The sequence below is a fragment of the Streptomyces sp. NPDC058620 genome, assembly GCF_042717135.1.
Taxonomy (GTDB): domain Bacteria; phylum Actinomycetota; class Actinomycetes; order Streptomycetales; family Streptomycetaceae; genus Streptomyces.
Map to the genome: position 1 here is coordinate 127653 of NZ_JBHXQO010000009.1, position 13579 is coordinate 141231.

General features: G+C 69.4%; 10 protein-coding genes. 7 read left to right on the top strand and 3 right to left on the bottom strand.

Annotated features, from left to right (window positions below):
* Window positions 1–23: 23 nt before the first annotated feature.
* The 4 genes from ACFWSK_RS12395 to ACFWSK_RS12410 all read left to right on the top strand — a co-directional run bounded on the left by ACFWSK_RS12395 (window position 24) and on the right by ACFWSK_RS12410 (window position 5037).
* A complete protein-coding gene (locus tag ACFWSK_RS12395; RefSeq protein WP_383783885.1) occupies window positions 24–554 on the top strand; it encodes a DUF501 domain-containing protein in 531 nt (176 codons plus the stop codon).
* 124 nt (window positions 555–678) lie between these two features.
* A complete protein-coding gene (locus ACFWSK_RS12400) occupies window positions 679–1620 on the top strand; it encodes an exopolyphosphatase (RefSeq protein ID WP_383783887.1) in 942 nt (313 codons plus the stop codon).
* Between the two features lie 427 nt (window positions 1621–2047).
* A complete protein-coding gene (locus tag ACFWSK_RS12405; RefSeq protein ID WP_383783889.1) occupies window positions 2048–3433 on the top strand; it encodes an NAD(P)/FAD-dependent oxidoreductase in 1386 nt (461 codons plus the stop codon).
* Between the two features lie 302 nt (window positions 3434–3735).
* Window positions 3736–5037: a class I SAM-dependent methyltransferase gene (locus tag ACFWSK_RS12410; protein WP_383783891.1), complete on the top strand. Its 1302-nt coding sequence runs from the start codon at window positions 3736–3738 to the stop codon at window positions 5035–5037.
* Between the two features lie 68 nt (window positions 5038–5105).
* Here the strand turns inward: ACFWSK_RS12410 and ACFWSK_RS12415 are convergent, their stop codons facing one another.
* The 3 genes from ACFWSK_RS12415 to ACFWSK_RS12425 form a co-directional block, all read right to left on the bottom strand.
* A complete protein-coding gene (locus ACFWSK_RS12415) occupies window positions 5106–7631 on the bottom strand; it encodes an ABC transporter permease (protein ID WP_383783893.1) in 2526 nt (841 codons plus the stop codon).
* Between the two features lie 53 nt (window positions 7632–7684).
* On the bottom strand, window positions 7685–8455 hold the full coding sequence (locus tag ACFWSK_RS12420; protein WP_382735484.1) for an ABC transporter ATP-binding protein: 771 nt from the start codon (window positions 8453–8455) through the stop codon (window positions 7685–7687).
* Between the two features lie 166 nt (window positions 8456–8621).
* A complete protein-coding gene (locus ACFWSK_RS12425; RefSeq protein WP_383783895.1) occupies window positions 8622–9641 on the bottom strand; it encodes a LacI family DNA-binding transcriptional regulator in 1020 nt (339 codons plus the stop codon).
* Between the two features lie 221 nt (window positions 9642–9862).
* Here ACFWSK_RS12425 and ACFWSK_RS12430 point away from each other — a divergent pair, with 221 nt between their 5' ends.
* The 3 genes from ACFWSK_RS12430 (at window position 9863) to ACFWSK_RS12440 (ending at window position 13577) form a co-directional block, all read left to right on the top strand.
* Window positions 9863–11593 carry an ABC transporter substrate-binding protein gene (locus ACFWSK_RS12430; protein WP_383783897.1) on the top strand — a complete coding sequence of 577 codons (1731 nt, stop codon included), beginning with the start codon at window positions 9863–9865 and terminating at the stop codon, window positions 11591–11593.
* A 92-nt stretch (window positions 11594–11685) separates the two neighbouring features.
* Window positions 11686–12681 carry an ABC transporter permease gene (locus tag ACFWSK_RS12435; RefSeq protein ID WP_383783899.1) on the top strand — a complete coding sequence of 332 codons (996 nt, stop codon included), beginning with the start codon at window positions 11686–11688 and terminating at the stop codon, window positions 12679–12681.
* Window positions 12678–13577, top strand: a complete 900-nt coding sequence (locus ACFWSK_RS12440) for an ABC transporter permease (RefSeq protein WP_383783901.1) — start codon at window positions 12678–12680, stop codon at window positions 13575–13577. The genes ACFWSK_RS12435 and ACFWSK_RS12440 overlap by 4 nt, the downstream gene beginning before the upstream one ends.
* Window positions 13578–13579 lie beyond the last annotated feature (2 nt).

The window sequence follows — 13579 nt, forward strand, 5'->3', positions numbered from 1 at the left end:
CTTCGAGCAGAACCAAGGCAGGCATGGAAACCCCCCCTCCGCAGACCGAATCCACCACGCCCACCGACGCGGACATCGCCGCGTTCGAGCAGCAGCTCGGGCGCCCGCCGCGCGGGCTGCGCGCCATCGCGCACCGCTGCCCGTGCGGCAACCCGGACGTGGTCGAGACGCAGCCCCGTCTGGAGGACGGCACGCCGTTCCCGACGACCTTCTATCTGACCTGTCCGCGTGCCGCTTCCGCGATCGGCACGCTGGAGGCGAACGGGGTCATGAAGGACATGACCGAGCGTCTGCAGTCGGACCCGGAGCTCGCCGCCGCGTACCGCGCGGCGCACGAGGACTACATCGCACGCCGCGACGCCATCGAGGTGCTGGAGGGCTTCCCGAGCGCGGGCGGCATGCCGGACCGCGTGAAGTGCCTGCACGTCCTGGTCGGCCACTCGCTGGCGGCCGGGCCCGGGGTGAACCCGCTGGGCGACGAGGCGATCGCGATGCTTCCGCAGTGGTGGGCGAAGGGGCCGTGCGTCTCGCCGTGCGGCGCCGAAGGAGCCTGACCTCCCGCACCGCAGGGGCTCCGCCCCGGACCCCGGCCCGTTCGAAGGCGTCTCTTCAGCGCCTCCGGCGATCGAGGGGCTGGGGTCCGGGGCGGAGCCCGTAACCAAGACCACAGGAGCCCGTATGACCCGCGTTGCCGCCATCGACTGCGGTACCAACTCCATCCGCCTCCTCGTCGCCGACGCCGACCCCGACACGGGTGAACTCACCGAGCTGGACCGCCGGATGCAGATCGTGCGCCTCGGCCAGGGTGTCGACCGGACCGGGCGGCTGGACCCCGAGGCGCTGGAGCGTACGTTCGGGGCCTGCCGCGAGTACGCCGCGGTGATCAAGGAGCTGGGGGCCGAGCGGCTTCGCTTCGTCGCCACCTCGGCCTCGCGCGACGCGGAGAACAGCGACGAGTTCGTCCGGGGCGTCCTGGACATCCTGGGCGTCGAGCCCGAGGTCATCACCGGCGACCAGGAGGCGCAGCTCTCCTTCGACGGCGCCACCAAGGAGCTGACCGGCAGCGACCACCTGGCGAAGCCGTATCTCGTCGTGGACATCGGCGGCGGCTCCACCGAGTTCGTGGTCGGCGACGACGAGGTCCGCGCGGCCCGGTCCGTGGACATGGGCTGCGTACGGATGACCGAGCGTCACCTGGTCCAGGACGGCACCGTCGTGGACCCGCCCACCCCCGACCGGATCGCCGCGATCCGCGCGGACATCGGTGCCGCGCTGGACCTGGCCGAGGAGACCGTCCCGGTCTCCGAGGCCGCCACGCTCGTCGGCCTGGCCGGCACGGTCACCACGGTGGCCGCGATCGCCCTGGAGCTGACGGAGTACGACCCCGAGGCGATCCACCACTCCCGGATCTCCTTCGAGCAGGTCCAGGAGATCACCGGGCGGCTGACCGGCTCCACGCACGAGGAGCGCGCCGCGATCCCCGCCATGCACCCGGGAAGGGTCGATGTGATCGCCTCCGGGGCGCTGATCCTGCTCGCCGTGATGGAGCGCACCGGAGCGCGTGAGGTCGTGGTCAGCGAGCACGACATTCTGGACGGGATCGCGCTCTCGGTGGCGTAGCCGCAACCGCCCCTGACGCTCGCTCAAACGCACTCCGGCCTGCACCTCTGAGCCGTTCAGGTGGGCTCGCGGGGCCCCTTCGGGGGCCCGCCGCGACGAACTTCGTGAACTTCTTCACAAGGAATTCGGCCCGGTTGGGTGCCGTTCGGCCTATCGGGGGCCGTGACTGCCGCTCGCCAGCCCTCGCGGCGCGGTTCCGGTCGGGTTCCGCAGACGTTGCGGGCGGGTGAACCGGAGCCGTGGTTCAGCCCCTCGAAAGCCACAAGGGCCAGCTCACAAGCGGTGAACAACGTTCGCTACGGCACCGTGGTTCCCCTTGGGTGCCATGACCTGGGTCACGTGGGCGGCGGAGTGTAGCAGAGGGGCGCGGATACCTTGTGAAGGGGCTCACGAGCGGGTGCCCCGAGGGGGGTGGATACTCGATGGCATGAGCACCACGGAGCGTCCCAGGATCCTCGTTGTAGGCGGTGGGTACGTAGGCCTGTACGCAGCTCGTCGCATTCTGAAGAAGATGCGCTACGGGGAGGCGACCGTCACGGTTGTCGACCCTCGCTCGTACATGACGTACCAGCCCTTCCTCCCCGAAGCTGCTGCCGGCAGCATCTCCCCTCGGCATGTCGTCGTCCCGCTGCGACGCGTCCTGCCGAAGGCCGAGGTGCTCACCGGTCGCGTCACGACCATTGACCAGGACCGCAAGGTCGCCACGGTCGCGCCGCTCGTCGGCGAGGCCTACGAGCTGCCCTTCGACTACCTCGTCATTGCGATGGGCGCGGTCTCCCGAACCTTCCCGATCCCCGGTCTCGCCGAGCAGGGCATCGGCATGAAGGGCATCGAGGAGTCGATCGGCCTGCGCAACCACGTCCTCGAGCAGCTGGACAAGGCTGACTCGACGACCGATGAGGCCGTCCGCCGCAAGGCGCTCACGTTCGTCTTCGTGGGCGGCGGTTTCGCCGGTGCGGAGACCATCGGTGAGGTCGAGGACATGGCCCGCGACGCGGCGAAGTACTACACCAACGTGAAGCGCGAGGACATGCGCTTCATCCTCGTCGACGCCGCCGACAAGATCCTTCCCGAGGTCGGCCCGAAGCTGGGCGCGTACGGCAAGGAGCACCTCGAGGGCCGCGGTGTGGAGATCTACCTCTCCACCTCCATGGACTCGTGCGTCGACGGTCACGTCGTGCTGAAGAACGGCCTCGAGGTCGACTCCAGCACCATCGTGTGGACGGCCGGCGTGAAGCCGAACCCGGCGCTGGCCCGTTTCGGTCTGCCGCTCGGCCCGCGTGGTCACGTCGACACCTCCGAGAAGCTTCAGGTGCAGGGCACCGACTACATCTGGGCCGCGGGCGACAACGCCCAGGTTCCGGACCTGGTCGGCCGCAAGGCCGGCAACCCGAACGCCTGGTGCCCGCCGAACGCCCAGCACGCGCTGCGTCAGGCGAAGGTCCTCGGTGACAACGTCATCTCCGGCATGCGGGGCTTCCCGCAGAAGGACTACAGCCACGCCAACAAGGGTGCGGTCGCCGGTCTGGGCCTGCACAAGGGCGTCGCGATGATCGTCATGGGCAAGGTGAAGATCAAGCTCAAGGGCCGTCTCGCCTGGTACATGCACCGCGGCTACCACGGCATGGCGATGCCGACCTGGAACCGCAAGATCCGCATCTTCGCCGACTGGACGCTCGCGATGTTCCTCAAGCGCGAGGTCGTCTCGCTCGGCGCCATGGAGACGCCGCGCGAGGAGTTCTACGAGGCCGCGAAGCCGGCTCCGGCTCCGGCCGTCGCCAAGTCCGAGGGCGAGAAGGCCAAGGCTTCCTGACCCGGGCCACACCGTTCCACGCCCGAAGGGGCCGTCCGCCATCCGTGGTGCGGGCGGCCCCTTCGGCGTATCCGGACCTGCCCGGCTCCCGGTGTCCGGGTGTGCCGTGGCCGGTGCGGCGGCGGGTAGGTGTGGTGCGCAGGTATTTTGCCGTTCCATTGGGTGGTAGCGGGATGGCTCGCGGCCCGCGCACTGTTGACCGAGGTGTACCTCGTCACGTTCCCGAGGTGTCGTGACGTGGTTTCAGGCATGTTTGTGGAAATTTGAGCATGTTGGGAAACACCACCACGGAGGTGTGCGCCATGGCAGACGCCGCATCGCGGCTGACCGCTCTCGCCGAAGAGTTGCTGAGAGAACCCCTACCGGTCCGCATCCGGGCCTGGGACGGCAGTGAGGCCGGGCCGCCCGGCGCCCCCGTCCTCGTGATCCGCCACCGCCGTGCCCTGCGCCGGCTGCTCTGGAAGCCGGGCGAACTGGGCCTCGCCCGCGCCTGGGTGTCCGGTGACATCGACATCGACGGAGACCTCTACGAGGTCCTGGACCGGCTGGCCGCCATGCTATGGGAGCGCGGCGCCGACGCGAAGGACTCCGTCCACCCCGTCCGGGACGCCAGGGTCCGCGCATTCGCCCGCGGCCTCCTCCAGGTGGCCGGCCCCTGGCCGCCGCCCGCCCCGCCCGTCGAGGAAGTGCGCCGCCGCACGGGCCCGCTCCACACCAGGCGCCGTGACAAGGAGGCCATCAGCCACCACTACGACGTGGGCAATGACTTCTACGAACTGGTCCTCGGCCCGTCCATGGTCTACTCCTGCGCCTACTGGGAGAAGGACGGCACTCTGGAGGACGCCCAGCGCGACAAGCTCGACCTCGTCAGCCGCAAGCTCGGGCTGAAGGAGGGCGACCGCCTCCTGGACGTCGGCTGCGGCTGGGGCTCGATGGCCATCCACGCCGCCCGTGAGTACGGCGCCCAGGTGACCGGAGTGACCCTCTCCGCCGAACAGGCCGCCTACGCCCGCAAGCGCATCGCCGAGGAGGGCCTCACCGACCGGATCGAGATCCGGGTCCAGGACTACCGGGACGTCAGGGACGGCCCGTACGACGCGATCTCGTCGATCGGGATGGCCGAACACGTCGGCACGGTCCGCTTCCGTGAGTACGCCGACGACCTGTACGCGCTCCTCAAGCCCGGCGGCCGGCTGCTGAACCACCAGATCGCCCGCCGTCCCGAGAAGGACGAGTCCGCCTATCGCAGCGACGCGTTCATCGACGCCTACGTCTTCCCCGACGGAGAACTGGCCCCGGTCGGCCGGACCGTGGCCACCCTGGAGGAGGCCGGGTTCGAGGCCCGGGACGTCGAGGCGATCCGGGAGCACTACGCGCTGACCCTGCGCCGCTGGGTCACCAACCTGGAACAGCACTGGGACGCCGCCGTACGGGCCACCTCGCCCGGCCGGGCGCGGGTCTGGCGGCTCTACATGGCCGCTTCCGCGCTGTCCTTCGAGCGCAACAGGATCGGTGTCAACCAGATCCTCGCGGTGCGCCCGGAGCAGGGCGGGGCCTCCCGCGTACCGCTGCGCACCCGGGACTGGAGGGCCACCACGGGCTGAGCCCGCACGGAAGAGGGGCCGGTGTCCGCAGGTGCGGATACCGGCCCCTCGTGCGCCCCCGACGAGCGCTATTCGGTCTTGATCGCCGTCAGCATGTTCAGCTTCGCGGCGCTGCGGGCCGGCCAGAGCGAGGCCAGCACGCCCACCAGTCCTGCCAGCGCCAGGAAGAGCGCGAGCCGGTCCCACGGGATGACGAGTGCGTACCCCGGGATGGACGGGGCCAGTGTCTTGCCGATCGCCCAGCCGAGGAACGTACCGAGTCCCACGCCGACCAGCGCGCCGAAGACCGAGATGACCACGGCCTCCAGCCGGATCATGCGCTTCACCCGGCGCTTGTCCAGGCCGATCGCCCGCACCATGCCGATCTCCTGCTGCCGCTCGAACACCGACATGGCCAGGGTGTTGACGACCCCGAGCACCGCGATGATCAGAGCCATCGCCAGCAGGCCGTACATGATGTTCAGAGCCGTGTTGACGAAGCCGCCGAACATGTCCCGGATGTCCTGCCGGTCCATGATGCTCATCGCGGGGTTGTCGCCCAGCGCGTCGACCACGGCCTGCTCGTTGGCCTCGCTCGCGCCGCCGTCCATCTTCAGATAGATCTCGCGGATCTCCGGGTGGGGGGTGTGCGCGTCGGCCACCGCCTTCGGCATGAGGATGGGCGAGAGGAACTCGTTGTCCTCGTAGAGGGCGCCGACCTTCAGCTTCCCCTTCTTCTCGTCCTCGTACGTCACGGTGATCGTGTCGCCGGTCTTCCAGCCGTTCGACTTCGCCGTCTTCTCGGAGACCGCGATCCCGCCGTCGGCGAGCGTGTCCAGCGAACCGGACAGGGTCTTGACCGCCAGGACCTTCTGCACGTCACCGGGGGTGACCCCGGAGGCCGAGTAGCCGGAGCTGCCCGTTTCCAGCCAGACGGCCTGCTGGGGGGAGACCGCCGAGACGCCGTCGGCCTTCTCCAGCGCCTTGAGTGCCGACTCGTCGAGCGAGTCGCCGTTCGCCATCGAGACCATGTAGTCGGCCTTGATGTTGTCCGTCGTCATCCGGTCGACGGCCTGCCCGAGCGTGACGCCCAGCACCGAGATGCCGGTGACGAGGGTCAGCCCGATCGCCAGGGCCGAGGCGGTCGCTCCGGTACGGCGGGGGTTACGGACCGCGTTCTGCGCGGCCAGCTTCCCGGAGACGCCGAACAGCTTCATCAGCAGCGGACGCACCAGGGCGATCACCGGTCGTGAGAGCAGCGGGATGAGGATGATGACGCCGATCAGCGCCAGGAAGGCGCCGCCCGCGATGAACATCTTGCCGTCCTTGCCGGCCGCCGCACCCGCGACGATCCCCGCCGCGCCGAGCAGGGCGAACACCCCGCCGATCGAGTTCCGCACGATCAGCGACTTGGTGGTGGCCACGGCGTGCACGCTGCTCATCGCCGCCACCGGCGGGATCTTCGCGGCCCGGCGGGCGGGCAGCCAGGCGGCCAGCACGGTCACCAGGATGCCGACGCCGAGCGCCGCCGCGATCGCGGTGGGGGAGATCACCAGCGGACCGGCGGGGATCTTGGCGCCGGTCAGGCTCATCGCGGAGCGCAGCCCGACGGCGAGGCCGAGGCCGAGCAGGAAGCCGGTCACGGACGCGATCGCGCCGACCACGCCCGCCTCCAGCAGGACGGAGCGCTTCACCTGGCGACGGGAGGCACCGACGGCCCGCATCAGGGCCAGCTCCCGTGTGCGCTGGGCGACCAGCATGGTGAAGGTGTTGGCGATCAGGAAGATGCCGACGAACAGGGCGATGCCCGCGAAGGCGAGCAGCATCGTGTTGAGGTTGTTGAGTTCCTTCTTGATCTGCGCGGCCTGCTCGTCGGCGAGGGCCTTGCCGGTCTCGGCGTCGGCGAACTTCGGCAGCAGCGGCTTGACCGAGTCCAGCAGCTGCTGGGCGGTGGCACCGGGCGCCGCGGAGATCATGACCTTCTGGAAGACGCCGGGCTTGAGGTAGAGCTGCTGGGCGACCGCGGTGTCGAACAGCACCAGGCTGCCGCCGGCGTTGACGGCGCCGTCCTCGGTGGTGAACACACCGGAGAGGGTGAACTCCTTCACCGGTCCGTTGGTGGCGACCCGCACCGGCTCACCGACGCGGTAGTCGCCCTTGTCCGCGGAGTCCTTGTCCAGCGCGACCTGGCCGGCCTGTGCGGGGCCCGAGCCGTCGATGAACGTGTACTGGTCGTCCTTGCCGTTCTTGCCGGGGGAGAAGTTGGCCCCGGTGTTGGACCAGCCGTTGCCGATGAGCTTGCCGTCGGCGTCGGCCACGCCCGCGAAGCCGGAGACCCGGCCGGTCGCTTCCTCGACGCCCTCCAGGCCCTGGATCTTCTTCAGGGTGGCGGTGTCGACGCCCTTGAACTCCTCCTCCTGCTGGGAGGCGTAGGTGGTCACGGCGACGGCGACGTTGTCGTAGCTCTTCGCCGACTGCTTGCGGAAGGCGTTGCCGAGGGTGTCGGTGAAGACGAGGGTGCCGGAGACGAAGGCCACGCCGAGCATCACGGCGAGCACGGTCATCAGCAGTCTGGCTTTGTGCGCGAGGACGTTGCGCACTGCTGTACGGAACATGTCTGTAGTCCTGGGATGGGTTCCGGAAGGGGGACGGGGCAGCCGGCGTTACGTCAGCTGGTGCGGCCCTTCGCGTCGAACGCCTTCATCCGGTCGAGGACCCCGTCGGCCGTGGGGTGCATCATCTGGTCGACGATCGCGCCGTCGGCGAGGAAGATCACGCGGTCCGCGTAGGAGGCCGCCACCGGGTCGTGGGTCACCATCACCACGGTCTGGCCGAGCTCGCGCACCGAGTTGCGCAGGAAGCCGAGGACTTCGGCGCCGGAGCGGGAGTCGAGGTTTCCGGTCGGCTCGTCACCGAAGATGATCTCCGGCTGCGAGGCGAGGGCGCGGGCCACCGCGACGCGCTGCTGCTGGCCGCCGGAGAGCTCGGTCGGCCGGTGCTTCAGCCGGTCGGAGAGACCCACCATGTCGATGACCTTCTGGAGCCACGCGGCATCGGGCTTGCGGCCCGCGATGTCCATCGGCAGCGTGATGTTCTCCAGCGCCGTCAGGGTCGGCAACAGGTTGAACGCCTGGAAGATGAAGCCGATCTTGTCCCGGCGGAGCTGGGTGAGCTGCTTGTCCTTGAGGGACCCCAGCTCCGTGTCGCCGATCCGTACGGAACCGCTGCTGAAGCTGTCGAGCCCGGCCACGCAGTGCATCAGCGTGGACTTGCCGGAGCCCGAAGGTCCCATGATCGCGGTGAACTCGCCCTGCGGGAAGTCCACGGTGACCCGGTCCAGGGCGACCACCTGGGTCTCACCCTGGCCGTAGACCTTCGACAGCTCCGTGGCGCGGGCGGCCACCGCGGTGGCGCGGTGAACGGTGGGGGTGGTGGTCACAGGGACTCTCCTGGTTCGGGACTTCGTTCGGGGACTCCTCCATCGTCACCGTCGAATCCCGCCCGGTCGTCAGCCCCCGTGCCCGTTCCTGGGGCCCTCTTGAGTCGCACCGGCAGGGTCCCGGCGTACTCCTGCGGTATGACACCGACCCTGAGAGCGTCCGTCCTCAGCGGGGCGGGGCGGTCGAGCCGCGCGGTACGAGGCGGGCCGTGGCGTCCTGGAATCCGGGCGCCGAACCCTCCGCGACCATCGTCAGCAGGGTGCGGGCCGCATGGGTCCCGTACGCCGGGATGTCCCGGCTCAGCGCGGTCAGCGGGGGGCGGACGACCCGGGACAGCTGGGAGTCGTCCCACGCCACGAGGGAGAGGTCGCCGGGCACGTCGAGCCCCATCTCCTGGGCGACGGAGAGCCCGGCGACGGCCATGATGTCGTTGTCGTAGACGACGGCGGTCGGCCGGGACGGCGAACTGACCAGCCGCCGGGTCGCGTGCGCGCCCTCCTCGCCGGAGTAGTCGGTGTGCACCACCACCGGTGTGTCCAGCCCCAGTTCGGCGGAGATCTCGTGCTGGGCCCGGTCGCGCAGCCGGGTGTGCGTCAGCTCGGGCAGCCCGGCGACGCGGGCGATGGAGCGGTGGCCGAGCGCGCTCAGGTACGTGAGGGTGTCCCGGAGCGCCGCGGAGTCGTCCGACCAGACGGGGGTGAGGGGGCCGGCCGCCGAGGGGTGACCGATCACGACGGCGGGCATGCCGAGCTCGGCGACGCCCTCGATGCGCGGGTCGGGGGAGCGCACATCGGCGAGGAAAACCCCGTCCACCCGGCCCTCGCCCCACCAGCGACGGTAGATCTCCAGCTCCTGGGCGGGGTCGGTGACGACCTGGAGGAGCAGGGCGCAGCCGCGGGCGGACAGCTCGGTCTCGATGCCGCTGATCAGCTCCATGAAGAACGGCTCCACCCCGAGCAGCCTGGCGGGCCGGGACAGCGCGAGGCCGACGGTGTCCGCCCGCGCGTGGGTCAGCGCCCGGGCCGCGCTGTTGGGGCGCCAGCCGATCTCCTGGGCGATGGCCTTGATGGTGGCGCGGGTCGTCGGGGAGACACCGGGCCGGTCGTTCAGCGCATACGACACCGCGACCTTGGAGACCCCGGCGCGGCGCGCGATGTCGGCGATCGTGGGGCGGTGCTTGGGCATACGACCTCGCTTAACCGGTTCGTTTTCGGGGGCCATTCTATCCGCAGGCCCCGGTCCTGTGTCTTCCTCCAGGTGGTCAAGACCTTTGGGTGCCTGCCGGAAAAACTGTCATGGGAGCGCTCCCGCACTCTTGACACCACTCTGGGCCCCCCATACCTTCACGGCACTTACCCGGTTCAGTGACTCCGCTCGGCAGGGACGGCGGGGGAAGAGGAGGGGTTATGGGTATGCGTACCCGGGTGCGGTTGACCGCCGTACTCGCCGTGTTCGGACTCGCCGCGACCGCGTGTACGGGGGGCGGCTCGTCGGGGGGCTCCGCCGGGCCCGGCGGCAAGGGCGGCTCGCTGCCGCGCAACGAGACGCTCTACACGACCGGCACCCAGTGGGGGCCGCCGGCCAACTACAACCCGCTGCGCAACTGGGACCACGCCACGGGCACCAAGGGCCTGGTCTACGAGACGCTGTTCCACTTCGACCCGGCCGCGGGCGAGCTGACGCCCTGGCTCGCGGAGTCGGGCGGCTGGACCGACGACAAGACCTACGAAGTGAAGCTGCGTGCGGGGATCACCTGGGCCGACGGCAAGCCGCTGACCGCCAAGGACGTGGCGTACTCCTACGGGCTCGGCAAGATCGAGGCGTCCGCCTTCCACACCCTGTGGAGCTGGCTGTCCGACGCGAAGGCGGTGGACGCGACGACCGTGCGCTTCACCTTCAAGGAGGCCCGCTACCAGGAGTGGGACTACACCCTCTTCGGCCAGCCGATCGTTCCGGAGCACATCTGGGGCGCGCGCACCGACGAGGACATACTCAACGGCGTCAACGACAAGCCCGTCGGCACCGGCGCGTACAAGCTCCGGAGCAAGGCGCAGGACCGGGTCGTGTGGGAGCGCCGCGAGGACTGGTGGGGTGTCAAGGCGCTCGGCAAGAAGCCGGCCCCCCGTTACATCGTCGACGTCTCCAACCCGAGCAACGAAGTGGTCATCGGCCAGCTGGGCCAGGGCCGGCTGGACCTCAGCAACAACTTCCTGCCCGGCGCCTCCTCGCTGATCAAGAGCAAGAAGGTCGTCTCGTACTACGACGAGGCGCCCTACATGCTCTCCGCCAACACCGCCTGGCTGGTGCCCAACACCACCAAGAAGCCGATGGACGACGCGGCCTTCCGCAGGGCGCTCGCCGCGTCCGTCGACACCGGGAAGATCGTCAAGGGGGTGTACGGCGAGCTGGTCAAGCCCGCGTCCCCGACCGGCCTGCTGCCGCAGTGGGAGCAGTTCGAGGACAAGGCGCTGATCGCGGAGAAGGGCTTCGAGCACGACGCGGCGAAGGCGGAGAAGGAACTCGCCGACGCCGGTTACAAGGACACCAACGGGGACGGCTTCGTCGAGAACAGGGACGGCTCCACGCTCAGCCTCAAGCTGGCCGTGCCCTCCGGCTGGACCGACTGGATGGAAGCGGCCAAGGTCATCGCCGCGGGCGCCAAGGAAGCGGGCATCCGGATCAGTACGGAGTTCCCCGACCAGAACGCGCTCAACGAGCGGCGCGGCAAGGGCGACTTCGACCTCGTCATCAACAACGAGCGCCAGCTGTCCAACACCCCGTGGACGTACTACGAGTACATGTTCCAGATGCCCGTACAGAAGCAGCAGAACACGGTGAACTTCGGGCGGTACGAGAACCCGGAAGCCTGGAAGCTGGTGCAGGAGCTGGGCGGGGTGAAGACCGACGACACGGCAGGCATGAAGGCGGCCGTCTCCAGGATCCAGGACATCCAGCTGACCGAGATGCCCATCATCCCGCTCTGGTACAACGGCCTCTGGTCGCAGTCCACCACCGGGACCTGGAAGAACTGGCCGTCGGACGCGAGCGGAGCCCCCAAGGCGGCTCCCGCCCTCTGGCGCAACTGGCTGGAGATGGGCGGCTTCGAAACGCTCACCCAGCTGAAGCCCGCCGCGTGACACGGCAGTTCTGACTCCATGACTGCCCCGCCGTGCGCGCGCCGACCTGAACCGGCCCGCCCACGGCGGGGCTCTCCACCAGGGGAGCACCCTTGCGCCGCTACTTCGCCCGCAAACTTCTTGTCTACGCACTGACTTTCGTGATCGCCGTGACCGTCAACTGGATGATCCCGCGCTTCATGCCCGGTGATCCGGTCGCCGCCATGGTCGCCCGCGCCCGCGTCTCGCAGCCCGAGGCCGCCGAGGCGATGCGTACCTATTACAACGACCTCTTCGGCTTCGACGAGCCCCTGTGGCAGCAGTACCTGCACTTCTGGGGGGCCCTGCTCCAGGGCGACTTCGGGATCTCGATCTGGGTCTTCCCCACGCCCGTCGGCGACGTCCTGCTCGAAGCGCTCCCGTACACCCTCGGCCTGATGGTCCCCGCCGTGCTGCTCAGCTGGTTCGCCGGCAACTGGATCGGCGCGCTGTCCGCCCGCCGCAAGGTCCTCGACAACACCGTGCTGCCGGTCGGCTATCTCCTGACCGCCATGCCGTACATGTGGATCGCCGTCATCCTCGCCTGGGCGCTCGGCGCGCAGGCGGGCTGGTTCCCCGTATCCGGCGGGTACAGCCTGGACATCCAGCCCGGCTGGAACACCGACTTCGCGCTGGACGCGCTGCACCACTGGGTGCTGCCGTTCCTCTCGCTCTTCCTCGTCGCGCTCGGCGGCTGGGCCATCGGCATGCGCAACATGATCATTTACGAGCTGGAGTCGGACTACTCCGCCTATCTGTCGGCCCTCGGGGCGCCCCAGCGGCTGATCCGCCGTTACGCGTTCCGCAACGCCGTCCTGCCCCAGGTCACCGGCCTGGCCCTCCAGCTGGGCGTCCTGGTGGCGGGCGCGCTCGTCACCGAGATCGTCTTCGCCTACCCGGGCCTCGGCTCACTGATCCTGGCCGCGATCCAGAACCAGGACTTCTTCCTCCTCCAGGGCGCGTTCCTGTTCATCGTCATCGGCGTACTGATCGCCAACTTCCTCATCGACATCGTGTACGTGGTGGTCGACCCCCGCACCCGTACGGGCATGGCAGGAGGCACCTCATGACCACACCGCCCGACCCGGCGCCCGTGACGGCCGGGCCGCCCGCCGCGAAACCCGGCAGCGAATCGCTGCACTACGCCGTCCGCAACCCCAAGCTGATCATCGGCCTCACGCTCGTCGTGCTCCTGCTCACCGCCGGTCTCGTCGGCCCCCTGCTGCTGGACAGCGGCAACCCCAACGAATACGTGGGACCGCAGGCCGCGGCGCCCGACGGCACGTACTGGATGGGCACCACCACCTTCGGCCAGGACGTGTACGCGCAGTTCGTGCACGGACTGCGCGCCACCTTCCTGGTGGGCGTTGTCGGCGGTGCGATCGCCGCGGTCATCGCCATGGTCGTCGGCTTCCTCGCCGGCTACCGGGGCGGCATCGTCGACGAGATCCTGAACATGCTCACCAACGTGGTCCTGGTGATCCCGGCCCTCGCCGTCCTCCTGATCATCAACGCCTACCTGGGAGTACGCAGCGTCGCCGTGCAGGGCCTGTTCATCGGGCTCACCTCCTGGCCCTGGGCGGCCCGGGCGATCCGCGCGCAGACGTTCTCGCTGCGAACCCGGGAGTTCGTGGACCTGGCCCGGCTCAGCGGCAGCGGCACGTGGCGGATCGTCTTCCGCGAGATCGCGCCCAACATGAGCTCGTACCTCTTCATGATGTTCATCCTGCTCTTCGGCGGCTCCATCCTGATCGCCTCCTCGCTCGACTTCATCGGGCTCGGCCCGACCGAGGGCGTCTCGCTCGGTCTGATGCTGCAGAGCGCCCAGCAGTGGAGCGCGCTCCAACTCGGCCTGTGGTGGTGGTTCATCCCGCCGGGTGCCGGGATCACCGTGATCGTCGGCGCGCTCTACGTGGCCAACGTCGGCCTCGACGAGGTCTTCAACCCGAAGCTGAGGGAGTCGTGAGC